The sequence below is a fragment of the Pontivivens ytuae genome (genome assembly GCF_015679265.1).
Classification (GTDB): domain Bacteria; phylum Pseudomonadota; class Alphaproteobacteria; order Rhodobacterales; family Rhodobacteraceae; genus Pontivivens; species Pontivivens ytuae.
The window spans coordinates 2,532,263-2,558,036 of record NZ_CP064942.1 but is presented as its reverse complement, the minus strand read 5'-3'; the positions used below and the strand labels follow the sequence as shown (position 1 = coordinate 2,558,036).

Annotated in this window: 24 protein-coding genes and 1 pseudogene; 9 read left to right on the top strand and 16 right to left on the bottom strand. The window is 66.8% G+C overall.

What is annotated here, in order from left to right; all coding sequences use genetic code 11:
* Positions 1-34 precede the first annotated feature (34 nt).
* A complete protein-coding gene (locus I0K15_RS12545; protein ID WP_196101850.1) occupies positions 35-640 on the top strand; it encodes a glutathione S-transferase family protein in 606 nt (201 codons plus the stop codon).
* A 287-nt stretch (positions 641-927) separates the two neighbouring features.
* Here I0K15_RS12545 and clpA read toward each other — a convergent pair whose 3' ends face one another.
* Entirely contained in the window at positions 928-3,255 is a 2,328-nt protein-coding gene (gene clpA / locus I0K15_RS12540; RefSeq protein ID WP_196101849.1) for an ATP-dependent Clp protease ATP-binding subunit ClpA, read from the bottom strand.
* Positions 3,256-3,544: 289 nt separating this feature from the next.
* Here clpA and I0K15_RS12535 point away from each other — a divergent pair, with 289 nt between their 5' ends.
* On the top strand, positions 3,545-4,741 hold the full coding sequence (locus I0K15_RS12535) for an MFS transporter (protein WP_196101848.1): 1,197 nt from the start codon (positions 3,545-3,547) through the stop codon (positions 4,739-4,741).
* Positions 4,742-4,746: 5 nt separating this feature from the next.
* Here I0K15_RS12535 and pyc read toward each other — a convergent pair whose 3' ends face one another.
* On the bottom strand, positions 4,747-8,190 hold the full coding sequence (gene pyc, locus I0K15_RS12530; protein WP_196101847.1) for a pyruvate carboxylase: 3,444 nt from the start codon (positions 8,188-8,190) through the stop codon (positions 4,747-4,749).
* A 108-nt stretch (positions 8,191-8,298) separates the two neighbouring features.
* On the opposite strand from pyc, the gene I0K15_RS12525 reads away from it, so the two are divergent.
* Positions 8,299-8,709: a GFA family protein gene (locus I0K15_RS12525; protein WP_196101846.1), complete on the top strand. Its 411-nt coding sequence runs from the start codon at positions 8,299-8,301 to the stop codon at positions 8,707-8,709.
* A gap of 194 nt (positions 8,710-8,903) precedes the next feature.
* On the opposite strand, the gene I0K15_RS12520 is transcribed toward I0K15_RS12525, so the two are convergent.
* From I0K15_RS12520 to I0K15_RS12505, 4 genes are all read right to left on the bottom strand, one after another.
* On the bottom strand, positions 8,904-10,634 hold the full coding sequence (locus tag I0K15_RS12520; protein ID WP_196101845.1) for an acyl-CoA dehydrogenase family protein: 1,731 nt from the start codon (positions 10,632-10,634) through the stop codon (positions 8,904-8,906).
* Positions 10,635-10,735: 101 nt separating this feature from the next.
* Complete coding sequence (locus I0K15_RS12515; RefSeq protein WP_196101844.1) at positions 10,736-11,152, bottom strand: GNAT family N-acetyltransferase; 417 nt, start codon at positions 11,150-11,152, stop codon at positions 10,736-10,738.
* A complete protein-coding gene (gene tsaB, locus I0K15_RS12510) occupies positions 11,149-11,703 on the bottom strand; it encodes a tRNA (adenosine(37)-N6)-threonylcarbamoyltransferase complex dimerization subunit type 1 TsaB (protein WP_230374107.1) in 555 nt (184 codons plus the stop codon). Before tsaB ends, I0K15_RS12515 begins: the two co-directional genes overlap by 4 nt.
* Before the next feature lie 67 nt (positions 11,704-11,770).
* Positions 11,771-12,331, bottom strand: a complete 561-nt coding sequence (locus I0K15_RS12505) for a NifU family protein (RefSeq protein WP_196101843.1) — start codon at positions 12,329-12,331, stop codon at positions 11,771-11,773.
* Positions 12,332-12,562: 231 nt separating this feature from the next.
* Between I0K15_RS12505 and I0K15_RS12500 the strand changes: the two genes are divergently transcribed.
* On the top strand, positions 12,563-13,744 hold the full coding sequence (locus I0K15_RS12500) for a hypothetical protein (RefSeq protein WP_196101842.1): 1,182 nt from the start codon (positions 12,563-12,565) through the stop codon (positions 13,742-13,744).
* 4 nt (positions 13,745-13,748) lie between these two features.
* Here the strand turns inward: I0K15_RS12500 and I0K15_RS12495 are convergent, their stop codons facing one another.
* From I0K15_RS12495 to I0K15_RS12460, 8 genes and pseudogenes are all read right to left on the bottom strand, one after another.
* Positions 13,749-14,171 (bottom strand): peptide-methionine (R)-S-oxide reductase, encoded by a 423-nt coding sequence (locus I0K15_RS12495; RefSeq protein ID WP_196101841.1) that lies wholly within the window; start codon positions 14,169-14,171, stop codon positions 13,749-13,751.
* Positions 14,172-14,219: 48 nt separating this feature from the next.
* Positions 14,220-14,273: pseudogene (locus tag I0K15_RS21280) on the bottom strand (twin-arginine translocation signal domain-containing protein); the annotation flags it as partial.
* 292 nt (positions 14,274-14,565) lie between these two features.
* The gene (locus I0K15_RS12485; RefSeq protein WP_196101840.1) at positions 14,566-15,045 is read right to left on the bottom strand and encodes an NUDIX domain-containing protein; all 480 of its coding nucleotides are present in this window, start codon (positions 15,043-15,045) and stop codon (positions 14,566-14,568) included.
* A 49-nt stretch (positions 15,046-15,094) separates the two neighbouring features.
* Positions 15,095-15,553 carry a universal stress protein gene (locus I0K15_RS12480; RefSeq protein ID WP_196101839.1) on the bottom strand — a complete coding sequence of 153 codons (459 nt, stop codon included), beginning with the start codon at positions 15,551-15,553 and terminating at the stop codon, positions 15,095-15,097.
* Between the two features lies 1 nt (position 15,554).
* Positions 15,555-16,571, bottom strand: a complete 1,017-nt coding sequence (locus I0K15_RS12475; RefSeq protein WP_196101838.1) for a hypothetical protein — start codon at positions 16,569-16,571, stop codon at positions 15,555-15,557.
* Position 16,572: 1 nt separating this feature from the next.
* Entirely contained in the window at positions 16,573-17,196 is a 624-nt protein-coding gene (locus tag I0K15_RS12470; RefSeq protein WP_196101837.1) for a LysE family translocator, read from the bottom strand.
* Between the two features lie 53 nt (positions 17,197-17,249).
* A complete protein-coding gene (locus I0K15_RS12465; protein WP_338420744.1) occupies positions 17,250-18,353 on the bottom strand; it encodes an alpha-D-ribose 1-methylphosphonate 5-triphosphate diphosphatase in 1,104 nt (367 codons plus the stop codon).
* A 21-nt stretch (positions 18,354-18,374) separates the two neighbouring features.
* The gene (locus I0K15_RS12460; protein WP_196101836.1) at positions 18,375-19,454 is read right to left on the bottom strand and encodes a zinc ABC transporter substrate-binding protein; all 1,080 of its coding nucleotides are present in this window, start codon (positions 19,452-19,454) and stop codon (positions 18,375-18,377) included.
* 87 nt (positions 19,455-19,541) lie between these two features.
* On the opposite strand from I0K15_RS12460, the gene I0K15_RS12455 reads away from it, so the two are divergent.
* From I0K15_RS12455 to I0K15_RS12435, 5 genes are all read left to right on the top strand, one after another.
* A complete protein-coding gene (locus I0K15_RS12455) occupies positions 19,542-20,024 on the top strand; it encodes a transcriptional repressor (RefSeq protein WP_196101835.1) in 483 nt (160 codons plus the stop codon).
* On the top strand, positions 20,021-20,794 hold the full coding sequence (locus I0K15_RS12450; protein ID WP_196101834.1) for an ATP-binding cassette domain-containing protein: 774 nt from the start codon (positions 20,021-20,023) through the stop codon (positions 20,792-20,794). The genes I0K15_RS12455 and I0K15_RS12450 overlap by 4 nt, the downstream gene beginning before the upstream one ends.
* Positions 20,794-21,582 carry a metal ABC transporter permease gene (locus I0K15_RS12445; protein ID WP_196101833.1) on the top strand — a complete coding sequence of 263 codons (789 nt, stop codon included), beginning with the start codon at positions 20,794-20,796 and terminating at the stop codon, positions 21,580-21,582. The genes I0K15_RS12450 and I0K15_RS12445 overlap by 1 nt, the downstream gene beginning before the upstream one ends.
* 245 nt (positions 21,583-21,827) lie before the next feature.
* Positions 21,828-22,940: a glycosyltransferase gene (locus tag I0K15_RS12440; RefSeq protein ID WP_196101832.1), complete on the top strand. Its 1,113-nt coding sequence runs from the start codon at positions 21,828-21,830 to the stop codon at positions 22,938-22,940.
* Between the two features lie 51 nt (positions 22,941-22,991).
* The gene (locus tag I0K15_RS12435) at positions 22,992-23,564 is read left to right on the top strand and encodes a D-glycero-alpha-D-manno-heptose-1,7-bisphosphate 7-phosphatase (RefSeq protein ID WP_196101831.1); all 573 of its coding nucleotides are present in this window, start codon (positions 22,992-22,994) and stop codon (positions 23,562-23,564) included.
* Here the strand turns inward: I0K15_RS12435 and I0K15_RS12430 are convergent.
* Positions 23,561-24,271 (bottom strand): nucleotidyltransferase family protein, encoded by a 711-nt coding sequence (locus I0K15_RS12430; RefSeq protein WP_196101830.1) that lies wholly within the window; start codon positions 24,269-24,271, stop codon positions 23,561-23,563. The genes I0K15_RS12435 and I0K15_RS12430 overlap by 4 nt on opposite strands.
* Positions 24,272-24,281: 10 nt before the next feature.
* A complete protein-coding gene (locus I0K15_RS12425) occupies positions 24,282-25,772 on the bottom strand; it encodes a PfkB family carbohydrate kinase (protein ID WP_196101829.1) in 1,491 nt (496 codons plus the stop codon).
* Positions 25,773-25,774: the final 2 nt, after the last annotated feature.

Sequence of the window (25,774 nt, the reverse complement as noted above, 5' to 3'; positions counted from 1 at the left end):
GCCTGTGCTACCCTCCGAGGCCGGAGGTGACGCCATGCTCGAACTCTTTCACGCGCCGCAAAGCCGCTCCTCCCGCATCCTCTGGCTGCTGGAGGAATTGGGCGCGGACGCGGTCAAGGTCCGCTACGTGAACATCACCCGGCGCGACGGCAGCGGCGGGCGCGATCCGGCAAACCCGCATCCCGACGGCAAGGTGCCTGCCCTGCTCCACGACGGCGCGCTGGTGCTGGAGACGACGGCGATCATCCAGCACCTGTGTGACCTGCACCCCGAGGCCGGGCTGCTGCCACCGGTCGGCACCCCGCAGCGCGGCGCCGCACTCGGCTGGCTGGCCTACTATGGCGCCGTGCTCGAACCGGTGCTGATCGCGCAGTTCATGGGGCTGGGCGACGACCCGATGATCGCACGGACCTACCGCGACCTCGGCGCCGTGCATGCGAGGATCGAAGCGGCGCTGGCCGACGCTCCCTATCTCAGCGGCGAGACCTTCGGCGCGGCCGACCTGCTCTATGCCAGCCTCGGTACTTGGATGCGCGATGCGCTGCCCCAGAGTGACACCGTCCAGGACTGGCTCGACCGCTGCCTCGCCCGCCCCGCCTGCGTTGCCGGAGCCGCTCGCGATGCAGAGCCGGTCGCGTAGGGGCGGTATCGGAGAGACGGCCGATAAGGGCCCGGGCCGCGCAGGGCCTAAATATCAAAATCTCACCACCGTCCCGGCCGAAGCGCCGGGACCGCTCAGAACGAATCTCTCAGTAGCCAAAGGCCCCGGATCAAGTCCGGGGCGGTGCTACTTTGAAGCAGCGCTCCACCCAGCAGCATGGCGATGGCATCGGGCAGAACAGCTCGTTTAAGGAAAACTCGCGCGGGCCTTACCCCAACCCAAAAGGGCGGCCCACCGGACCGCCCTTTCCAATCACCTCACCCGGATCACTCCGCCGTCAGCAACGGGGGCCGGTCGTTGGAGGACAGGCGCTTGCCATCCTCGTCGATGTCGAGCTGGAGCTTGCCGTCGCGGACCGAGACCCGGACGACGCCACCCTTCGCCAGCTTGCCGAAGAGCAGTTCCTCGGCCAGCGGCTTCTTGATGTTCTCCTGGATCACGCGGGCCAGCGGCCGCGCGCCCATCTTCTCGTCGTAGCCCTTGTCGGCCAGCCACTCGGCGGCGGGCTTCGTGAGCTCGATGGTCACGTTGCGATCCATCAGCTGCGCTTCGAGTTGCAGCACGAACTTCTCGACCACCTGCAGGATCACCTCCTTCGGCAGCGCGCCGAACGAGATCACTGCATCGAGGCGGTTGCGGAACTCGGGGCTGAACGTCCGCTCGATCGCGGCCGTATCCTCACCCTCGCGCCGGTCGCGGCCGAAGCCCATGGCGGTCTTCGCCTGCTCCGCAGCCCCCGCGTTCGAGGTCATGATCAGGACCACATTGCGGAAATCGACGGTCCGCCCGTTATGGTCGGTCAGCTTCCCGTGATCCATCACCTGCAACAGGATATTGTAGACGTCCGGATGCGCCTTCTCGATCTCGTCGAGCAGCAGCACGCAGTGCGGGTGCTGGTCCACGCCATCGGTGAGCAAGCCGCCCTGGTCGAAGCCGACATAGCCCGGAGGCGCGCCGATCAAGCGGGAGACGGCGTGCTTCTCCATGTACTCGGACATGTCGAAGCGCAGCAGTTCCACGCCCAGCGTATCCGCGAGCTGCTTGGCCACCTCGGTCTTGCCCACACCGGTCGGACCGGCGAACAGGTAGTTGCCGATCGGCTTTTCCGGCTCGCGCAGACCCGCGCGGGACAGCTTGATCGCCGCGGACAGCGCCTCGATCGCCTCGTCCTGACCGAAGACGACGCGCTTCAGCGACGCCTCCAGATCCTTCAGCACCTCGGCATCGTCCTTGGAGACGTTCTTCGGCGGAATGCGGGCGATCTTGGCGACAACCGCCTCGATCTCCTTCGCCGTGATCGTCTTGCGCCGCTTCGACTCGGGCAGCAGGTGCTGCGCCGCGCCCGCCTCGTCGATCACGTCGATCGCCTTGTCGGGCAGCTTGCGGTCGTGGATGTAGCGCGCCGCGAGATCGACGGCCGACTTGATGGCCTCCTGCGTGTAGCGGATCTCGTGATGCTCCTCGAAGATCGGCTTCAGACCGCGCAGGATCTTCACCGCGTCGTCCACGGTGGGCTCCTTCACGTCGATCTTCTGGAACCGACGGGAGAGCGCGCGGTCCTTCTCGAAGTGCTGGCGGAACTCCTTGTAGGTGGTCGAGCCCATGCAGCGCAGCCCCCCGTTCTGAAGCGCGGGCTTCAGCAGGTTGGAGGCGTCCATGGCCCCGCCGGAGGTCGCACCGGCACCGATCACCGTGTGGATCTCATCGATGAAGAGCACCGCGTCGGGGTGATCCTCGAGCTCCTTCATCACGGCCTTCAGCCGCTCCTCGAAATCACCGCGATAGCGGGTTCCGGCGAGCAACGCGCCCATGTCGAGCGAGTAGATCGTGGTGTTCTCCAGCACCTTCGGCGTCTGGCCGTCCACGATCTTGCGCGCGAGGCCCTCGGCGATGGCAGTCTTGCCCACGCCGGGGTCGCCCACCAGCAGCGGGTTGTTCTTGCGGCGGCGGCACAGCACCTGGATGCAGCGCTCGACCTCGTCATCACGGCCGATCAGCGGATCGACATCACCGACGCGCGACTTGGCGTTGAGATCGACGCAGTATTTCTCGAGCGCCGTCTCCTCCTTGCCGCCCTGAGGGCCAGAGTTCGACGCCTGCTCCTCGTTCACGTCCTCGGCCCCCAGTACGGGGCGCGAGTCGGAATGGGCCGGATCCTTGGCCACCCCGTGGGAGATGTAGTTGACCGCGTCGTAGCGGGTCATGTCCTGCTCCTGCAGGAAGTAGGCGGCGTGGCTTTCCCGCTCGGCGAAGATCGCGACGAGCACGTTGGCCCCCGTCACCTCCGTCCGGCCGGAGCTCTGAACGTGGATCGCGGCGCGCTGGATCACGCGCTGGAAGCCGGTGGTCGGCGCGGCTTCAGACCCTTCGATGTCGCTCACCAGCGCGTCCAGCTCCTCGTCGAGGAAGTCTGTCAGGGTCGTGCGCAGGCGGTCGAGGTTGACGGAACACGCCGTCATCACCCGTGCCGCATCGGGTTCGTCGATGAGCGCGAGCAGCAGGTGCTCCAGCGTGGCGAGTTCGTGCTTGCGTGCGTTGGCCAGCGCCAGCGCGTTGTGAATTGCGGCTTCAAGTGTATTCGAGAATGACGGCATACCGCAGGTCCTTTCGTCTGCCGCCGCGCGTGAGAGCACGGCGGGCGAGCGCGACGGAAGCGCTCCCTTCATCATTTCGGCTTCACCGGGATCGGATCAAGGGTGAAAGTCGGGCTTTCCACCAATTCGCGGGGAATTGCCGCAGAGTGAGCCCCCCGATCACCAGGACTGCCGATATGGTGAGCATTTGTTAACGGATCAAGATGTGGGGTCCGGAGGCGGGAAAGACTCACTGCGGGCCGCGAAAGTCCTGTTCGGGAACGCGCAGCCCGCCTAGCGTGGCCCGGCCATGCGACGACCGCCCGCCCTCCGCAACGCAGGACTGCGCCGACTGCTCCTCGCGCAGATGCCCGCGGATTTCGCGGACTGGCTCGATTTCGTCGCGATCGGCGCGCTGCTGGCGTTCACCTGGCAGGCCGAGCCCTTCGTCTTCGCCCTGCTAGCGGTCAGCATTGGCGCACCGTACCTGCTGTTCGGTCCGCTCGCCGGCGTGGTCGTCGACCGGGTCGCCCTGCGCCGCGTGCTGATCCTGAGCAACCTACTGCGCGGCCTCGTGACGGCCATGATGTTCCTCGCGCCCGACTGGCCGGTGCTGCTGGCTCTCGTCGCGCTGCGCAGCGGGGTCGACACCTTCTTCACCCCCGCCAAGCAGGCGGCGATCCAGGTGCTGACAGGGCCGGCGGAGCGGACCTCCGCGAACGGTCTCAGCCACGCGATCAACCAGGCGTCCAAGATCGTGGCCCCGGCCCTCGGCGGCGCGCTGTTGCTGCAGCTCGATGCGTCGGAGGTCTTCCTCGTGAACGCAGCCGTATCGATCCTCGCCGCAGCGCTGGCCCTTCGGCTGAACCTGCCAGGCCGCGCGGGGGCGGAGAGCAGACCTTCGTTCGGACAGGACCTTCGCGCCGGGCTCAACGACATCCGGGGCAACGCCATCGTCCGTGCCGCACTGCTGATGATGGCCGCGGGGTACTTCGCGATGTTCTTCTACGACACGCTGATCGCACCTCTGATCCGCAGCCTCGGCTTCACCCCGACCGATCTGGGTCTTGCGCTCGCCTCCGTCGGTGCGGGCGGCGTGATCGGGGCGCTCGGGCTGGCGCTGGGGCCCGAGCCGCGCCGCCCCTTCCTCTGGATCGGCGCGGGCGCTTTCGTCGCAGCCGTGCTTGTCATCTGGATCGGACTGGCGGAGCTCGGCCTGGCCGCGATGCCGCGCCCCGTGTTCCTCGTCATCTTCGGGATCGTCGGCTTCGCCACCGCGCTCGCCGTGGTGCCGTTCCGCACGATCCTGCAAAACAACGTGGCCGAGGATCGGATGGGCCGGGTCACAGCACTCAGCGAGGCGGCGAACACGCTCGCCCTCCTCTCCGCCCCGTTCATCGGCGCGGCCGTGGCGGCGGTTTTCGGGATCGGCGCCGCCTTCGTTCTGGGCGGCGCCGTCATGCTCCTCGTCGCGGGCGCGGGCGTTGTCCTGCGCAACCGCCGCTAGCGGGCTCAGCCGAACTCGACGAGCAGGTCCTTCGCGTCGACCTGGCTGCCCGCCGGGGCGTGGACGGCCTTCACCGTGCCCTTGCGGTCGGCATGGATCGCCGTCTCCATCTTCATCGCCTCGATGGTGAGCAACAGGTCGCCCTCCGCCACCTCCTGCCCCGCCGCGACTGCAACGGAGGCGATCACGCCCGGCATCGGGGCGGCCACGTGGTCGGCATTGCCGAGCTCCGCCTTCGGCCGCTTCGCCACGCCCGCCGCCGCCTTGCGGTCCGGCACCCGGATCACCCGCGGCTGGCCGTTGAGTTCGAAGAAGACGCGGACCTCGCCCTCCTCCGTCGTGTCGCCGATCGCCTGCAGGCGGATCACGAGCGTCTTGCCCTGGGCAAGCTCCGGCTGGATCTCCTCCCCCGGTTCCATGCCGTAGAAGTAGACATGGGTCGGCAGGATCCGCACCGGGCCGTAGTCGCGGTGGCGGCCCATGTAGTCGAGGAACACCTTCGGATACATCAGGTAGCCGTTCAGATCCTCGTCATCGACATTCCAGCCGTTGAGCTGTTCGGAGAGGTCCTTGCGCGTCGCCTCCAGATCGACGGGCGGCAGATGGGCGCCCGGCCGGTCGGTCGAGGGCTTCTCGCCCTTCAGCACCTTCTTGACCAGCGGCTTCGGCCACCCGCCCGGCGGCTGGCCGAGATTGCCGCGCAGCATGTCGATGACGGAATCGGGGAAGGCGACGTCCTTCTTGGGATCCTCCACATCGGCCCGGGTCAGGCCCTGGCTCACCATCATCAGCGCCATGTCGCCCACGACCTTGGAGGACGGCGTCACCTTCACGATGTCGCCGAACATCTGGTTGGCGTCGGCATAGGCCTGGGCCACCTCGTGCCAGCGCTCCTCCAGCCCCAGCGAGCGCGCCTGCGCCTTGAGGTTGGTGAACTGGCCGCCCGGCATCTCGTGCAGCCAGACCTCGGAGGAGCCCGACTTCATCGTGGTCTCGAAGGCGGCGTACTGCTCGCGCACGTCCTCCCAGTACTCGCTGACCCGCCGCAGCGACGCGCGGTCGAGGCCGGTGGCACGCTCCGTATTCTCCAGCGCCTCGACGATGGAGCCGAGCGGCGGCTGCGCGGTGAGGCCCGAGAACGCGTCCATCGCCGCGTCCGCCGCATCCACCCCGGCCTCCGCCGCGGCGAGCACCGTCGCGCCGGAGATGCCGGAGGTATCGTGCGTGTGGAAGTGGATCGGCAGGCCCACCTCCTCCTTCAACGCCTTGATGAGGACGCGGGCGCCGGCGGGCTTCAACAGCCCCGCCATGTCCTTAACGCCCAGCACATGCGCCCCGCCATCGCGGAGCTGCTTGCCCATGTCGACATAGTATTTCAGGTCGTACTTCGCCCGGTCGGGGTCGAGGATGTCGCCCGTGTAGCAGATCGTCCCCTCGCAGACCTTCCCGTTCTCGATCACCGCGTCCATGGCGACCCGCATGTTCTCGACCCAGTTGAGGCTGTCGAAGACGCGGAACACGTCCACGCCGGACTCCGCGGCCTGCTTGACGAAGAACTGCACCACGTTGTCGGGGTAGTTGGTGTAGCCGACCCCGTTCGAGGCGCGCAGCAGCATCTGCGTCATGATGTTGGGCATCCGCTCGCGGATGTCGCGCAAGCGCTGCCAAGGGCATTCCTGCAGGAAGCGATAGGCCACGTCGAAGGTCGCCCCGCCCCAGCACTCGACCGAGAACAGGCCGGAGAGCTCATGCGCATAGGTCGGCGCGATCGCGATCATGTCGGCGGAGCGCATCCGGGTGGCCAGCAGCGACTGGTGCCCGTCGCGCATCGTCGTGTCGGTGAGCAGCAGCCGCTTCTGGTCGAGCATCCAGTCCGCGACCGCCTTGGGCCCATGCTCGTCGAGGATCTGACGCGTGCCCTTGGGTGCCGTCTCCGCCCGCTGCCGCGGCGCCTTGGGCAGCTTCGCGTGGGCTGACGGCTTCGGCCGCCCCTCCACATCGGGATGCCCGTTCACCGTGATGTCGGCGATGTAGTTCAGGAGCTTCGTCGCCCGGTCCCGCCGCCTGCGGAAGTCGAAGAGCTCCGGCGTCGTGTCGATGAACTTCGTCGTGTAGGTGTTGTTGAGGAAGGTCGGGTGCTTCAGCAGGTTCTCGACGAAGGCGATGTTCGTCGCCACACCGCGGATCCGGAACTCCCGCAACGCCCGGTCCATCCGGCTGATCGCCGCATCCGGCGTCGGCGCCCAGGCCGTCACCTTGGTCAGCAGCGAGTCGTAGAAGCGGGTGATGACGGCACCCGAATAGGCGGTGCCGCCGTCCAGGCGAATGCCCATGCCCGTGGCCGAACGATAGGTGGTGATGCGGCCGTAATCGGGGATGAAGTTGTTCTGCGGATCCTCGGTCGTGACCCGGCACTGCAGGGCGTGCCCGTCGAGCTTCACGTCATACTGGCTCGCGACGCCCGTCGCCTCGGTCAGGCTCTTTCCTTCCGCGATCAGGATCTGGGCGCGGACGATGTCGATGCCGGTGACTTCCTCGGTCACCGTATGCTCGACCTGCACCCGCGGGTTCACCTCGATGAAGTAGAAATCGCCCGAATCCATGTCCATCAGGAACTCGACCGTGCCCGCGCACTCGTAGTTCACGTGGGCGCAGATCTTCCGGCCGAGCTCGCAAAGCTGCTCGCGCTGGGTCGGCGACAGGTATGGCGCGGGCGCGCGCTCCACGACCTTCTGGTTGCGGCGCTGCACGGAGCAATCCCGCTCGTAGAGGTGATAGATGTTGCCGTGCTTGTCGCCGAGGATCTGCACCTCGACATGCCGCGCGTTCTGCACGAGCTTTTCGAGGTAACCCTCTCCGTTGCCGAAGGCCGCCTCCGCCTCGCGCCGACCGGCGAGGACCATGTCCTCCAGCTCCTCGGGCTTCATGATCGGGCGCATGCCCCGGCCGCCGCCGCCCCAGCTCGCCTTGAGCATGAAGGGATAGCCGACCGCGTCGGCCATCCTGCGCACCTCGTCCATGTCGTCGGGCAGCACCTCGGTCGCGGGCACCACGGGCACGCCCGCCTCGACCGCCACGCGGCGGGCGGAGGCCTTGTCGCCCAGCGCCCTCATCGTCTCCGCCTTCGGACCGATGAAGGTGATCCCGGCCGCGACGCAGGCATCGACGAAATCGGGGTTCTCGCTGAGCAGGCCGTAACCCGGATGGATCGCGTCCGCGCCGGACAGCTTGGCGACCCGGATGATCTCCTCGATCGAAAGATAGGCCGCCACCGGCCCCAGCCCCTCGCCGATCTGGTAGGCCTCGTCCGCCTTGAAGCGGTGCAGGCCCAGCTTGTCCTCCTCGGCGAAGACGGCGACGGTCCTCTTTCCCAGCTCGTTGGCCGCACGCATGATGCGGATGGCAATCTCGCCACGGTTGGCGATCAGGATCTTCTGGAATTCGGGCATGGAAAGTCCCTCCGGGCCGGGGGTCGCGTCGCCGTGAGTGTTAGCAACCGCACAATTGCGTCACAATACGCAATAGCGGGTAGCTGCACGGTTCGGGGAGGATGGCAGATGACGATGACAGGCGGATGCTATTGCGGCGCGCTGCGCTACGAGGTGACGGGCCGGCCGCTCTTCAAGGCGCAGTGCCACTGCCGCGCCTGCCAGCACATCGCGGGCGGCGGGCCGAACTACTTCATGGTGCTGCCGCCGGACGGGTTCGCCTATGTGACAGGCGCGCCGAAGCGCTTCGCCCGCCCGGATCTGGAGCAGCCGGTGACCCGCGAGTTCTGTGAGACGTGCGGGACACACATCACAACCCGCCGTCCCGATCTCAACGGTGTGGTGCTGAAGGTGGGAACACTGGACGATCCGGCGGCCTTCGGCGGACCGAAGGCTGCAATCTTCATGGAGGATCGGCAGCCCTTCCATATCGTCGCCGACGACGTCCCCTGCTTCGAGACGCTGCCGACGGGGGGCTGAAGGCGCATCGAAGCCCCCTTCCGCCCGGCTGAGAGGCCGGGCAGCGCCCGACCCTCCCCACGGGAGGGCGCTCTTGCGACGGTTCAAACCGTCGAACCGAAACTCGCCTGGCTACGACGGTGACTTGCGGCGCCGTCAGGAAGCGCCCACCCAAGGTCGTGCGCCGCCCTCCACACACTGCTCGAGTGCGGATATCAGAACCAAGAGGCCTCGGCCTCCAGACAGGTACGATCCTGCGCCGCCAGCAGGTCGAGCCACGGCCCCGTCGCCGGCAGCTCGTAGCGGAAGAAATAGCGACAAGCCGCCCTCTTCCCTGCCGCGAAATCGGCATCCGGATGGCTCTCGGCGGCCAGCGCCATGCGCAGCCACATCCAACCGACGACGACGTGCCCCAGCATGTCGAGATAGACCGTCGCGTTCGCCAGATACCCCTTCGGATCCTGCGCCGCCGTCGCCGCCATCCCCATCGTGACCTCGCCGACCCGACCCACCAACGCCGCCAGCGCATCGCGCTCTTCCGGCATTGCTTCGGCGGCCTTGAGCGTCGCCCCGATCTCGGCCAGCAGCGCCCGGAGCGGCGCGCCACCATCCTGCACCACCTTGCGGCCGAGCAGGTCCATCCCCTGGATGCCCTTCGTCCCTTCATGGATCGGGTTGAGACGGTTGTCGCGGTAGAGCCGCTCCACCGGGTAGTCCCGCGTGTAGCCGTAGCCGCCGTGCACCTGGATCGCGATGTCATTGGCGCGCAGGGCGAATTCCGAGGGCCAGGACTTCACGATCGGGGTCAGGATCGCCAGCAACTGCGTGGCAGCCGCATCCCCCGCCTTCTCCCGATCCACGAGGCTCGCGGCGTAAAGGCAGAGCGCGAGTGCTCCCTCCGCATAGCTCTTCGCCTGCATCAGTTGCCGCCGCACGTCCGCATGCTCGATGATCGGCACCATGGGCGTTGTCACATCGCGCTCGGTCACGTCGCGGCCCTGCGTCCGCTCCTTCGCGTAGTCGAGTGCGTGGAGGTAGCCCGAGACACCCAACACCGCCGCGCCCTGCCCCACGCCGATCCGCGCCTCGTTCATCATGTGGAACATCACGGCGAGGCCGCGGTGCGGCTCACCGACCAGATAGCCGACCGCCCCGCCCTCTTCCCCGAAGTTCAGCGCACAGTTCGTGGCACCGCGGTAGCCCATCTTGTGGTTGAGACCGGCCAGCCGGACGTCGTTGAGCGTGCCGTCCTCCAGCACCTTCGGCACGAGGAAGAGCGAGATCCCCTTGGTCCCCGCCGGCCCGCCGGGGATCTTGGCGAGCACCAGGTGAACGATGTTCTCCCCCATCTCGTGCGCCCCGCCCGAGATCCACATCTTGTCGCCGAAGAGCCGATAGCTCCCGTCCTCCTGCGGCTCGGCCCGTGTGCGGATATCGGCGAGCGACGAGCCCGCCTGCGGCTCGCTGAGGCACATGGTGCCGAAGAAGCGCCCCTCGACGATCGGTGCGAGATACTTCGCCTTCTGCTCCTCCGTCCCGTAGGCCGCGAGCAGGTTGCCCGCCGCCTGCGCAAGGAAGGGATAGGCCGCAAAGCCCACATTGGCCGCCGTGAACCACCCCGCCGCCGCCTGGCACAGCAGGTAGGGCAGCCCCATCCCGCCGTCGGCTTCGGCAAATCCCGCCGCCGGGAAGCCCGCCTCGGCATAGGCCTTCAGAGCCGGTTCCGTCTCCGGGATCAGGTGGACGCGCGTGCCGTCGAAGCGCGGTTCCTCCGCATCGGCCTTGGCGGCGAAGGGCTGGAACAGCTCCTCGGCCATCCGCTCCGCCGTCGCGAGGATGCCATCCGCCGTCGCGCGATCATGGCCTGTCGCCTCCAGCAGCGCCTCGAGCCCCAGCAGATCGTAGAGCAGGAACGAGATGTCGCGCGGATCCAGAATGTTCGGCATGGGCCCCTCACTTCGTTTTCCCGCAGGGTGGAGCGCCCCCGCGGCAAAGTCAGCCCTGACGTGGCGGAGGGGGCTTTTGCGTATTTGAAGAGAGTGATGGGCTAGAGGTGGCGCGAGAGGACCAGGGCATCTACCCGGCGGCCATCGCCGCGGCGGTAGTAGCCCTTGCGCTGGCCCGACAGGGTGAAGCTCGCGCTGGCATAGAGTGCGCGCGCGGCCGCGTTGTCCGCAGCGACCTCCAGGAACAGGAAGCGCGCACCGCGCCGGGCGAGCTCCGCCATCATGTCGGCGAGCAGGCCGGTGGCGCGGCCCTGGCCGCGGGCTTCCGGGGCGACGGCGATGGTGAGCAGTTCGGCCTCGTCCCCCGCCTGCTGGGCTACGGCGAGCGCACCGGGTGCGGTCAGGATCAGCGCCTCCGGCGCCGCGTCGAAATCGGCGAACTCACGCGCCGTCCACGGGCGCGGGCCGTCGGTGAAGCAGCGGGCATGCAGGTCCGCCAGCGCGTCCGCGTCGATCATGGCAGGATGACCGGCGGCGGTTCGGAGGGCAGCGCCGCGTCCGGCGGCCGGACATAGAGCGGTGCCGGGCGCGGAGCATCGGGGCGGGTCGCTGCGATCCGGGCGATGGCGGCGAGATCCGCCACCTCCCGCACGTCGAAGGAGGGGGCGGCGAGGCGCTCCGCGATCTCCTCCGCCCGGTGGCCGACCACGTGCCAGCGCTGGGGTGCGGCCTCCGCGATCTCGTCGGCATCGGTCAGGCGGATGTCGGCCTGCGCCACCCCGTCCCGGAACATCTGGGCATAGAGCCGCTCCTGCCGCGCATCGGCGAGAACCAGCGCCTCGCCGCTCTCGGGCGCAAGGCTTTCGAGCACGCTCACGCCGACCGCGGGAATGCCCTTGGCAAGCGCCAGCCCCCGGGCCGCGGCCACCGCGATGCGGATGCCGGTGAAGTTGCCCGGACCAACGCAGACCGCGAGCAGGTCGACCTCAAAGCCCGAGACCTCCTCCAGCATCGGCATCAGCCGCTCGGCCTGGCCGCGGGCCATCTCCTCCCGCGCATGGGCGAGCATCCGGCCACCCTGAAACAACGCGGCCGCGCAGTGCGCGGCCGAGGTGTCGAAGGCAAGGATGCGGGGGTCAGACGCCGACAGGGCGGACCTCCGTCACCTCGGGGATGTAGTGCCGCAGCAGGTTCTCGATCCCCATCTTCAGCGTCATCGTCGACGACGGGCAGCCCGCGCACGCACCCTGCATGTGCAGGTAGACCACGCCGCGGTCGAAGCCGTGGAACGTGATGTCGCCGCCGTCCTGTGCAACGGCCGGGCGGACCCGGGTGTCGAGCAGCGTCTTGATCTGGCCGACGATCTCACCGTCCTCACCGGTATGCTCGGCATGGCCGACGGTGCCAGCATCGCTCTCCATCACCGGCTGGCCGGACTGGAAATGCTCCATGATCGCGCCGAGGATCGCGGGCTTCACATGGTCCCACTGCACGGCATCCGCCTTAGTCACGGTCACGAAGTCGGGGCCGAAGAACACGCCGGTCACGCCCTCGACGCCGAAGACGCGGCGGGCGAGCGGCGAAGCCTCCGCCGCCTCAGCGGATGGAAAATCGGCGGTGCCGGCGGACATTACGGCCTGCCCGGGCAGGAATTTCAGGGTGGCCGGGTTCGGCGTCGCCTCGGTCTGGATAAACATGGGGCACCCCCTTCTGATTGCTTTCCCTACATGCCCTTTCCGAGTGAATTGTTCAAGTTCTCTTTAGAACCAATCTAAATCGCAACCTCAAGGCGAGTCGGCATGCTGCAATGCAACGTCAAGTTGAATTTTCAGCACCCGTTCGTTGGACGCACTGCAACATTCGGCTACACTTTTCGGCGGGGGGCCTTTGGTCGGGTTACGGCTGGGCCATTTTTTATGAGGCTCGTCGTGGACCGATCCAACCGGATTCTGTCGCTGGATATCCTGCGCTTTCTGACCGTGACCTTCGCTTTGGTGTCGCACACCGTGCTGCACTACGACTTCGAAGATCTGATGAGCGAGAACGTCTACCTCGTGGTGAAGTCCGTGACACGGACCGCCACGCCGGCGCTTCTCGTTCTCTTCGGCATCATGGCCGAGATCGTCTACACCCGGAAATTCCACCGCGACCGCCGCGGGCTGTCGATCGCGCTGATCAACCGGGCGATCGTCTGTTACCTCTGCTTCGTCCTGCTGGCGCTCGTCGCACTGATCGTGGGCGAGATCGGGGTAGCGCGCTTCGTCGGCGCGCTCGCGCTGGTGAAGACGGCGCCGCTCGCCAACATCTTCAAGATGTATGCGCTGCTGCTCCTCCTCATCATCTTCCTCGTCGCGCTGCGCGTCCGCTTCGGCATGTGGGGGATCTGGAGCTTCGCCGCCGCGATCTGGCTCGCGGACTGGGCCGTGCTGCGGCATGTGGAGGCGCTGCCGGGTCACCTCGACCATGTCGGCGGGCTTCTCTTCGGAATCGGCGATGTCTGGGGGCCGAGCATCCTGCACGCGCTCTTCCTCGTCATCGCGGGCATCACCTTCGGCAACGCGCTCTATGTCCGGCAGCCGAGCGGCGCGGGCCGCGTCGCCCTCGCACTGCTCATCGCGATCTGCCTTGGCGGGCTCGGGGCCTTCATGGCGGAGCACGGCCTGCGCGGCGTGCTGCACCGGATCTCCGACTACGACGCGTGGCGGGCCTCGAACCATATCGGCTACTACCTCTACGGCGTTCTTTCGTTGGGGGTGATCGCTCTGCTGGCCGAGGTGCTCAGCCGCGTCCTGCCGCGCGCCATCCTGCAACCCGCGACGCAGATCGGCGCACAGACGCTGCCCTACTTCCTCCTCGGCAACCTCGTCCTTCTGGCCGTGCCAGCCTATCCGGCGACGACCGGCTGGATGATCGCCGCGATCTGCGTGGTGGAGATCCTGGCGGCCTGCATCCTCACCCTCGCCTGGTCCCGGCTGCTTGCCCCGACCTCGCCGGTGGTCACGCTGAACCGCCAGCTTCGCCTCTTCGCCGAGCGGTTCGTGGAGATCGGCAGCCGCACGCGCCTCGTCGAATGGGTGGTGATCCGGCCGTTGCGGAGTGCGGCGGCCTAAGCGATCAGGCCTCCGCCGGCTCGAATGTCAGCGCCGTGCCGTTGATGCAGTGGAGCAGCTTGCGCTCCACGATCAGGATGTGGCCGAGATGGCTGGAGCAGCGGCGGCAATGCGCCTCGATATTGGTGAGGCTTTCAAGGCCCATACCCGCCTGCCCATACGCTTCCTCCGGCCCGTCGATCGCCATCAGCACCGTGTCGGGCTGCGCGTGGCGGAAGAAGACCCAGCCCTTGTCCACCTGCTCCCGCCAGCGTGAGACGTAGACGCAGAGGCCGCATCCCTTGCACAGGAACTCACCGGCCCGGTAGTCCTGCGACAGCGGATGCGAGTGCGGCCGCTCGGTCCCGCCCTCGCGCAGGATGGCGTATTCGTCCTCGGTCAGCTGCTCGCGCCACTCCGCCTCGCTGCGAACGACCTCGTAGTCCATCGCGTCGGTTTCGGCGCGAGCGGGCCGGGCAATGGTGATTGGGGCGAGGGCCGCGCCCGCAGCGGTGGCTCCGAGGAAACGGCGGCGGCTGGGCTGGGATATGGGGGCTCTCCTCTACCGATGTGCCGAAGGGAAGCCCCATCCTACCACGCCGTACCGCCCCACCCTCACAATCCGCCGTGACCCCGGCGTGAGGGCGCACAACCACCCCGGACCCGATCCGGGGCCTTTCGGAGCAGAGAGCGACGCGCGGGGAACCGAGCGGTCCCGGCTCTTCGGCCGGGACGGTTGCAAGTAGCATCAACCACCCCGGACTTGATCCGGGGCCGCTCACCACAGCTCGAGCCGCTCAACCGAAACCGAACAAAAGCTCCCAGAACTGCAGCACCTCAGCCTACCCGCCCACACCGCGCCGCTGCAGCACCGTCGTCCCGCCACGGCCCGCGCGCAGCAAACCCAGCGAAGCCATCTGCCGCCGCTGATAGGAGATCCGCCGCGCATCTCGTACCAGCCGCCCCGGGGACATCAGGACGATGCACTGCCCCTCGTCGCCGAGCCTCAGCCGCGCGACCTCCCGCGGGCCGATCCGCGCCATGAAGACCCAGACATGCCCCCAGCGACCGCGCACGCGACGCGCCCGCTCCAGCCGCCCCACTGGCAGCCGCAGTCCCGTCTCTTCCTCCAGCTCCCGCAGGACACATTCCACCGGGCTCTCCCCCGGCTCGCGCTGGCCGCCCGGAAAGTCCCAGCGGTCGGGCCATGGGATCCACGCCTTCCGGTCCCGCCGGAGCAACACGACGCGCTCGCCAGCGAAGAGAACGAGCTTCGTGCCATGGAACGACCGCCGCCCGATATGCGCATCCGCACTCAACATGGGGCGCTCAGCACCACCGGCTCAATATGACAGGCTCGGCATCAGATCCTCAGCATACGGAGCGGATCTGCTCCAGCGTCATGCCACCCGGCACGACCGTCACGGGCACCGGCATCTGAGCCGCCATCCGCCCCGCGAGCTGCGTGACCAGCGGCCCCGGCCCGTCCCCTTGCGTGCCAGCGGCGAGCACCAGGACCCCGATCTCGCGATCCTCCTTGATCTGGTCGAGCACCTCCTTCGCCGTCTCGCCCTCGCGGATGACGAGCTCGGGGGTCACGCCCTCGTTCTCCTTCATCTTCTCGGCGAAGAAGGCGAACTTCTCCTCGATCTTCTCGCGCGCCTCGGCCCGCATCAGGTCGCCGACGCCGATCCAGTGCTGGAATTCCTCGGGCTGGATGACGGCGAGGATCTGCACACCACCTTCGGTATTGCACGCCCGCAGCGCCGCGAAGCGCATCGCGTTGATGCACTCGGGACTGTCATCCATCACCACGAGGAACTTGCGCATTCTACGCTCCGCCCTGCTTCGCAAACCGCCCCACCTTGCCGGAGCGGCCCCGCCCGCGCAACAAAGCCCTGAGCATCATTTGCATAAGAAACAAGCCAATCTGCGCGCCGAGCCCGATGAGCAGCAGCAGCGCCGTTGCCGCCCGATCCGTCAGCCGCACCGTCGCACGAAAGAGGCGCGACTTGCCGAGCACCACCACCGCCTCCGACGTGCGCCCTCCCATCGCTTCGCTCACCCGGGCAAAGCGCGCCGCATCCGCGGGGCCGTCGATCAGGGGCAGCATGCGGAAGAGCCCGGTGGTCGTGGCGTTGGCCCGGATGGCGCCCAGATCGCCCATGGTCCGGCGCAGCCGCACCAGCCCCGCCGCATCGGCGCCCGGCCGCAGCGCCTTCGCCCCGTCCGTCACAACCGCGCGCAGGCCCGGCGTCAGCCGCCCCGTGCGCTTGGCCACCCGAACCACGCCCGACGCCGCCTTCACGCTGAGGCTGGAGCCCGCGGTGACCAGACCCGCGCCCGTCGCCGTCAGCCCCGCCGCGGCCAGCCCCACATCGAGCTGATCGACCTCGTCGCCCGCAGCCCAGTCCTGCGCCCCGCGCCGCAGCGCGTTGAGATCGCCGAAGGGCGTCAGCTCGAAGGGCAGGTTGCAGGCCAGGATCTCGCCAAGGCCGGGACAGCTCTCCGGCTCCACGGCGCAGCGCAGGCAGATCGCGGGCATCTCCGCCCGGTGCTGCGTGACGAAGGCCGCGACCTCCGCCTCCTGCGCCTCGGTCAGCGGGAGGCCATGCTGCGCCGCGATCCCGGTCAGCAGCTCCACGCGGTCGCTGTCCCGCGCCGCGATCGCCTCGGTCAGCCGGGGCGCAAGCCACTCCGCATCGACCTCCCGCGCCAGCTCCGCCTCGACGGCCACCCGGATCTCCGCCGCCGTCCGCTCCACGTAGGGAGCCACGAAGGGCTGCTGCGCCAGCGACCAGAGCGTCGCCAGCGTGGTCAGCGCCAGCAGCAGGCGGAGCGCACGCATCTCATCCGTCCGCGATCAGCCTGAGGCCGAGGGCGCCGAGGAACGTGCCGCTGACCCGGTCGATCACGGGCTTGGCCGAGGCATAGCGCCGCCGCATCGCGCGGGCAGCCATCACGGCTGCGACGATCCCGTACCAGGCGAACTCATTGAGGAAAACGATGGCAAAGACCGCGGCCAGCATCATCGGCGAGGGGTCGGCAGGCAGGATCACCACGAAGATCGAGCCGAAGAACACCGCGACCTTCGGGTTCGCAAGCTGCGTCAGCAGCCCCAGCCGGATCGCGTCCCACGGCCCCTTGGTCTCCGCCGCTTCCGTCGCCTCGACCACTGCCGGCGCGCGGGCATGGCGCCAGAGCTGGATGGCGAGCCAGATCAGGAACGCAGCCCCCGCCCAGCGCAGGACGTTAAGCATCCAGGGAAAGACCTCGAAGAGGGCCGCCAGCCCGAACCACGCCCCGCTCGCCCAGACGAGCGTGCCGAGGCCCAGCCCGAAGGCCACCAGCAGCCCCCGCCGCCGCGCGCCCGACACGGTCTCGCGCAGCACGACGATGAAGGACGGACCGGGACTGACAACGGCGGCCAGATGCGTCAGCGCGAAGGTCAGAAGGATGGCGGCGGTTTCCATGCGGGTCTCCTTTGCCGCGCAGGGTGCGGTGTCCCGCCGCACATGTCCATGCCTCAGGCGAGGAGCCGGGCGGCGACCTCCGGCCCCAGATACACCGGTCGGCCCCCGGCGAAGGTCGCGGCGACCCGGCCCGTCGCGGCCTCCAGCACCACCAGATCGGCACGCAGGCCCGGCGCGATGCGGCCGCGATTGGCGAGGCCCAGCATCTCCGCCGGACCACCCGAGATCAGGTGCCAGGCGTCGGCCAGCGGCAGTCCCGCCTCCGCCAGCTTCAGCGCCGCCGGCACCATCGCCGGGTAGTGGTAGTCGGAGGCGAGCGCGGTCACCCGCCCCTCCGCCACCGCCTCCGCCGCACTCGGCCCCCTGTCGTGGGAGCCGCCGCGCAGCACGTTAGGCGCGCCCATCACCGCAGGCCCCGCGTCAGGCAGCTCCACCGGAAACTCCGCGATCTCCACGCCCAACGCCGCATAGCGCGCCCGCGTCGCCGCATCGTCATCGTGGGAGGCGAGCTTCACCCCCGGCATCTCCGCGATCAGCCGGGCGAGGGCGGTCGGCACTTCCGTCGCGTTTGCCGCCAGCTCCTGCATCAGCGCCAGATGCGCCTCGGGCGAGCGTTTGGCCCGCAGCGCCGCACTTGTCAGCCGCTCGGGCCGTTTGCCTGCCGCCAACGCGCGATGCGGCAGATGATCCGAAAAGCCGACATAGCCGATCCCCGCCTGCCGCACGAAGCGGGCGATGGCGTTGAAATCGGCGATCATGTGGGTCTCGACACGCAATTGCAGCCGCAGGTCCAGCGCCCCGCGCCGCCCCGCCAGCGCCGCCGCCATGGCGCGCGCGAAGTCGGGCGAGCGCAGCCCGCCCTGCCAGCTCCAGAACTGCGCGAGCCACGCCGTGGTGATCCCGCAGGCGGCGAGCTCCGCCTCCAGCATCGGCAGTCCATCACCCGGATCGGGCACGAGGCCCCGGCGCGGCGCGACGTGCCGCTCGAACCCGTCGCCATGCACATCGATCACGCCGGGCAGGATGAGGTGGCCGCCGAGGTCCACCTCCCGCCCCGGTCCGTCCGCGATCCGCCCCTCGGCGAGGGTCAGCGCCGTCTCCTCCAGCCCGCCGGGCAGCAGCACTCGGGCGCCGGTCAGGCGCAGGGCAGGCATCATCGGCAGGGCTCCGTCAAACGGTCAGCCCGCACACTCCGCGATCGCCGTCGCCATGTCTAGGATCAGCGCGGGGTAAAGCCCGGCCCCCGGCTCATGCGCCGACCCCAGCGGGTCGATCGTGGCGATGGTCACGCCGCTGCCCTCGAACACCGTCTCCAGCAGCGAGGCGTTGAGCTGCGGCTCGATGAAGGCGCAGGCGAGCTCACGCTCGGCCACCAGCTCACGCAATGCGGCCACCCGCCGCGCGCCGGGCTGGGCCGCATCACCCAGCGCGACCGCCGCGGTCGCGGGGACGTCAAAGCGGGTCTCGAAGTACTGGTAAGCGTCATGCAGCACGATGTAGCCGGGCCGCCCTCCGTCCGCGAGGATCTCGGAGACGCGGGCCGACAGCTCTTCCATCTCCGCCTGCCCGGCGGCGGCGTTGGCGGCATAGGTCTCCGCATTGGCCGGATCCGCCTCCGACAGCTCCGCTGCGATGACGCCCAGCCAGTTCGCCGCATTCACCGGGTCGAGCCAGGCATGGGCGTCGGTATCGCCGTGCTCATGGGCATGGTCACCGTGGCCGTGATCGTCGTGACCGTGGTCGTCGTCGGCATGCTCCGCGTGCTCCTCATGGCCATGGTCGTCGTGCGCATGCTCCTCATGACCGTGGTCGTCATGCGCATGATCCGCGTCGGCGTGCTCCTCATGACCATGGTCGTCATCCCCGTGGTCATGATCATGATCGTGCGCGCCCTCCACCTCGAACGCGACACCCTCGCGCGTCGGCAGCAACACCGTGCCCTCGGCCTCCAGCAGCTCCACGACCTCGGCGTCCGCTGCGACGTTGGAGATCACCCGCGGCAGCCAAGGCGTCAGCTCTTCCGAGACCCAGAACACCATGTCAGCCGCTTGCAACGCATCCGCCTCGGACGGCCGCATCGCGTAGCCGTGGGGCGAGCTGCCGGGCGGGATCAGCAGGTCCGGTGTGCCCACACCCTCCATCACGCGCGCCACCAGCGCATGCACCGCAGCGATATCGGCGGACACGCGGGGCACCTCGGCCCGGGCCACGCCGCCACAGACCAGGGCGATCGGAAGCGAAAGGAGAAGCGCGCGCATTGCCAGTAACCTCGTATCTGGTAGAGAGGTGTCTGGACTAGCCGATATGTTATAATGTAGCAACCCGCCTCATCACAGGAGGACTGGATGACCGATCGCGGCTTCGAACAGCACGACCACGCGGCCTGCATCGCCAATGCGATGGGGGCGGCCGAGCGTCACTGTGCCGAGGCCAAGCTGCAGTTCACCCCGGCCCGGCGGGAGGTTCTGTCGATCCTGCTCGACGCGCACCGCGCGATGGGCGCCTACGACATCCTCGACAAGCTCAAGGAGGGCGGGCGCAGCGCGCAGCCCCCCGTGGTCTACCGCGCGCTCGACTTCCTGATGGCCCACGGCTTCGCCCACCGCATCGAGCGGCTGAACGCCTATATCGCCTGCTCCCATCCCGGAGCCAATCACGCCCCCGCCTTCCTGATCTGCAGGAGCTGCCAGACCGTGGCGGAGGCTCCGTCCGGCATGATGGCGCTGATGGGCGACGTGGCGAGCGAAGCGGGCTTCCGGCTGGAGACCGTGGTGATGGAGGCCGAGGGCCTCTGCCCCCGCTGCGACCGGGCGGAGAAGCAGGCGTGAGCCTCGTCACCGTCACCGGCCTCGGCGTCGACGCGGGCGCCCAGCGGATCCTGACCGGCGTCGATCTCACCCTCGCTCCGGGAGAGATCGTGACGGTCGTCGGCCCCAACGGCTCGGGCAAGACGACGCTGCTACGCGCGATCCTCGGCGCGATCCAGCCCTCGACGGGGCGGGTGGAGCGCCAGGCAGGGCTGCGCATCGGCTACGTGCCGCAGGTGCTCCATATCGACCAGACGCTGCCGTTGACCGTGCGCCGCTTCCTCGACCTGCCGGTCCGGCGCGGGGCCGCCGCCGTGCGCGAGGCACTCGTGGACGCCGGGGCCGATGGCCTCGAAAAACGGCAGATGACGGATCTCTCCGGCGGGCAGTTCCGCCGCGTGCTCCTCGCCCGCGCACTGTTGGAGAAGCCGGAGCTCCTGATTCTCGACGAGCCGACCACCGGCCTCGACCAGCCCGGCTCCGCCGCGTTCTACCGCCAGATCGAGGCGGTGCGCGCCACGCTGGGCTGCGCAGTGCTGATGGTCAGCCACGAGCTGCATGTCGTGATGAGCGCGTCCGACCGGGTGATCTGCCTCAACGGCCATGTCTGCTGCCACGGCACGCCCGAGGTGGTCGCCTCCGCCCCCGAATACCGGGCGCTGTTCGGCACCGGCACGCAGGGCGCGCTGGCGCTCTACCGCCACGACCATGATCATGGGCATGACCACGGGCACGATCATGATCACAGCCATGGCCATGACCACGCCCCGCGCGAGGATACGGCGGTCTGATGCTCGACGATTTTCTGATGCGCGCAGCCCTCGCCGGGCTGGGCGTCGCACTTGCGACCGCGCCGCTCGGCTGCTTCGTCGTCTGGCGGCGCATGGCCTATTTCGGCGACGCGACGGCGCATGCGGCGATCCTCGGCGTCGCCCTGTCGCTCGCCTTCTCCACCTCGATCTTCGCGGGCACGCTGGCGACGGCGCTGGCCATGGCGCTGGCGATCACGTCGCTCAGTGAGCGGGGCTACGCGATCGACACCCTGCTCGGGGTCCTGTCCCACGCGGCCCTCGCGATCGGCCTCGTGGCCGTATCCTTCCTGCCGGGCGCGCGGATCGACCTGATGAGCTATCTCTTCGGCGACATCCTCGCCGTGGGGCGCACAGACCTCGCGGTGATCTGGGTGGGCGCGGCGCTCGTCCTCGGCCTCGTCGCGTGGCGCTGGTCGGCCCTGCTCGCGGCGACGCTCAACGCGGATCTCGCGCGCGCGGCGGGCATCGACCCGAAGCGCGAGAAGATGATCCTGACCCTCGCACTCGCCCTCGTCGTCGCCGTCGCGATCAAGGTCGTGGGCGCGCTCCTGATCGCGGCCATGCTCATCATCCCTGCCGCCGCCGCCCGCCCGCTGAGCCGCACGCCCGAGGCGATGGCCGTGATCGCGGGGGCCATCGCCGGGCTCTCGGCCCTCTCGGGCCTCTGGCTCTCCTATCTCTACGATACGCCCGCCGGCCCCACGATCATCTGCGTCGCCGCCACCTGCTTCGCGCTGGCGGCCCTGCGCCGGCTGTCGCGCTTGTGACAAAGAGACACGGAAGTCGCTCAACAGCCGAAGGTGATTTCGCGAGCGTTGAACTGCTTTCTCGGGGATCTCCTACTTGACCTCGCCCGATCTGCTCTCCATTCCGTCCCAAAGTCGGTAAGGCAGGCTGCGCCTCCGCCGACACGATACGATTGGCATTTGCCCAACAACTCCCGTAAGAGATTGGCGCTTTGACTGAATATTCTGGCCCGAAAGATGACGCGAACCGTCCACGTCTCCTATTCATGGCTACGGAGGATTGGTTCTTCGCATCCCATTTTAAAGGCTTCGCGGCCGCTGCGCGCGCCGCAGGCTTCGCTCCCGTCCTCGCTGCACAGCTGGGAACGCGGGGTGACGTGGGGCTCGCGGAGGTGCTTCCGCAGATCGCCGTCAATACGCCCCGGTCGGCCGTGAGCATCGAAGGGCTACGCGCCGCTGTATCTGGTTACCGCTCTGCGATCCGGAAGGTGCAGCCAGAGATCGTGCATTGTATCGCGCTTAAACCGGCGCTGAACGGCGGAATAGCAGCACGACTGGAAGGGTCACCCCGGCTGGTAATCGCACCAACGGGACTTGGCGCACTCTGGGTTGCGGAGGGATGGCGTGCCCGAGCTGCTCGTGCAGGCGTGCGTATGGCTTTACGTGGCCTTTGCCTTCGCTCGCACATGCGTTTCCTTTTTGAAAACCACGATGATCCGGTATCTCTTGGGGTGCCGGACCATCATGTTCGCCGTGCGGCATTTGTTTCGGGCGCTGGCGTTGCGGCAAGCAGCTTTCCGCGCCATCCACTACCACAGAACGGCGCCGTCATGCGCGTTGCCGTGGTTGCGCGGATGGTGCACTCCAAGGGTATCCTGGAATCGATAGAAGCGGTCCGACAGGTCCGCGCCGAGGGGCACCCGGTGACACTTGATCTATGGGGCGCGCCAGATGCTGAGAACCCGGCAAGCCTCGAAAACGCAGAGTTGGAGGCGCTTGGTAGCGAGCCGGGCGTCCGGTGGCGCGGCCCTACGAGCAACGTCTCCAACATCTGGAAGGAAACCGATGTGGCGATGCTGCTCTCGCGCGGGGGCGAGGGCCTACCGCGCAGCCTTGTAGAGGCTGCAGCCTCGGGCCGTCCCATTGTCACCACGGATGTGCCCGGATGCCGCGATGTCGTAAGGGATGGGATAGAGGGTTATCTCGTGCCACCACGCGATCCCGCCGCTGCGGCGCGCGCGCTCGCAAGCCTGTCTCAAGATGCCGGGATACGCTATCAGATGGCCGACGCAGCCTACCGGCGTTTCGCCCGGGACATGACCGATAAGGCGGTTCAGACAACCGTTGAGCAGCTCTACCGCGATCTTATTACGGATTGAAGAAGCCGAGGTCCTCCTGACGAAAACCGCCCGCCAATCCGGAGTGATTTAGTGTTGCGACCTGCCCTATTTCTCGATCGCGACGGTGTGGTGAACGAAGAGACTAACTTCTGCCACAGACCCGAAGATTTTCATCCTCGTAAAGGCATCTTTGATCTCGTTCGCCTTGCACGCAACGCAGGTCGATCCGTGATCGTCGTCACTAACCAGTCCGGTATCGCGCGCGGTCTTTTCGACGAGAAAATCTATGCAGCGCTCACCACGCACATGCTTAGGCTTTTCGAACAGAAGGGCGCAGCACTAACCGATGTGCTCCATTGTCCCTACCATCCCGAAGCACCACTGGCGCAGTACCGCGTAGACCATTCCTGGAGGAAGCCGAGACCGGGCATGATTCTGGAAGCCCGAGATCGGCACGGACTCGATCTGGCAGCATCTGCTCTGATTGGCGACCGGCCCTCCGACATAGGCGCGGCGCAGGCAGCCGGGCTGGAGGCTGCCTGTCTTGTGGGTACTACACTCTCGCCTGAAGCGCCGCGGCCACGCCGCTTTGCTGTAGCACCTGACATCGTTGCCGCTTCCAGGTGGTATGCAGACTTGCTAGCCAAGGGCCAGGGGGGTTAGGGTCGCGATGGATGAAATTCCTCATGTGCGCGCTGTAGGCTCTCCGGATTGCCGATGTCGCGATGATATCCGGACGTCTCCACCGCAAGAATGCGCCCGAGGAAGTGTGGAATGACCTCTGTCGATAGATCAATGATGGGCCGCCCAAGCGATGCGGCATGCGTAGCGATCTCGGGTGTGACGACGTAGACCGCCCCGTTTGCAAGGTTGCCCGGCGGATCCGGCACCTTTTCGTGGAATGCCTGAACAATACCGTCAGCATCACATTCCAGGATCCCGCACGAAGACGGATCGTCCGTGCGAAAGGCGAGCATCGTCATCACAACATTCGGCATGCGCGCCCGATGTTGCGTGATTAGCCAATGCGGATCGAAATCGGTCAGATTGTCGGCGTGTGCAATGAGGAAATCCGAGCTCCCGAAATAGTCGCGATTAGCAAGCAGCGTACCACCAGTCCCGAGCAACTCCGCCTCGTGAACGAGATCGACTCTGGACTGCCAACGCGATCCTTCCACATGGCGGTGAACCTGATGGGCAAGATAGTGCGTGTTAAGAAGCACACGCTCGATCGCATGTGTTCCAAGCAAAAGATCAAACCAGTAATCAAGCAACGGTCGCCCGTGGATCGGAACAAGACACTTAGGCGTCGTATCGGTGATGGGCCGTAATCGCGAACCGACACCGGCAGCCAGCAGAAGCGCGTGCATCACATTGTCCCTAGCTCGGTTTGTAGTCGATTTCAGTAGCAAGCTCTGCCTGCGTCAGTGGCGTATTCCCCACCCTCGATACTTGACATCCTGCCGCCAGCGCACCGAGGTAAACCGAACGCCAGACATCTATGCCAGCGCAAAGCGCCATCGACGTGCATGTAAAGAAGCTATCGCCCGCACCAGCAACATCTTTCGGCGCGGAATTGAAGGCAGGAAGCCGGTCTGTCTCCAACTGGCCCTCCTTGTTGACATACATCAGCAAACCCTCCTCCCCAAGCGTCACCACGACATGCTCAGCCTTTGCGGTCTTACGCAATTCTTCAGCGACCATTATCAGGCCCGACTCGGCGTCCTTCAGTGCCATACGCGCCTCACGCTCAGTGGGTGTAATCAAAGTCATCCCGCGGAAACGCGAGATGTCGGCGGCCTGCGATGAGGCTTGGCTATCAGCCGCCATCATTATGCCCCGCGCTGCCGCTTTCTCACAGATGCTGTCGACAACAGGCTGAGGCAAACAACCGTAATTGAAATCGGAGAACAGCAACAGATCGGTCTGTGGCAGACGATCCTCGACTGCGGCGATCAGCTCACTCGATAGCGCAGCATCTACCGAGAGCTGCCGCAGGTGGTTCACACGCAGCAGGGTTTTTCCACGGGCTCGGAACCTCTGCTTATTTGTAGTCGGTCGCGCGGTGTCAGTGAAAAGACAGGCATCAACATCGTAATCTGCGAGCTTCGAACGCGCGAAATTGGCGGACTCGTCGTCACCACACACAGTGACGAATGAGACGTTCGCTCCAAGACCGCGCGCGTGTGCGGCCACGATTCCAGCACCACCTACAAAAGTTGTTTGCTCGATAGGCGAAACAACGATCGTCGGATCTTCTTGCGACATTCCGAGCGCCTCGCAATTTATGTATGTGTCCACTATGAGATCACCTATCACCAGCACTCTGAGATTTCTAAATTTCTCCAACACCTCCTTAAGATCTCGAATATCGAATTTACGTCGTACCGGGAAATCTTTCGGCTTTATGATTGATGAGTAATTTGTTTCAAAATACTCGCGCTTTAGAAGTGAAAATGAGGAAAAAAAGACATCACCTGATCCAAATAAGAGCCTCCCTCCATAGGATTTTAATACAGACTCTTCCTCGTTCTCACGCTCTTGATACTCCTTACCCTTGACAACAACGTCAGGGCGGAGCTGACGGATGATCTCAACAAGCGGGAAGCTCATGACGAAAGCGTGGTCGACGAAGGTAAGCGACTTCAACGCTTCGATCCGCATTGCGCCCGGCACGGATACATCTTTGTCATCATCAGGAACCAAACCGACAAGAACAACATCTCCCTGCTCTGCAGCGAATTTGAGAAGTCGGGTATGTCCAGGATGCAAAATGTTGAACTTGCCGGAGATGAAGACAATTGCCTTCTCTTTCGAACGCGCCTCTGTGATGAGATCCGAAATCGAAGTGATCGCAGAGTGGTCTATCATGC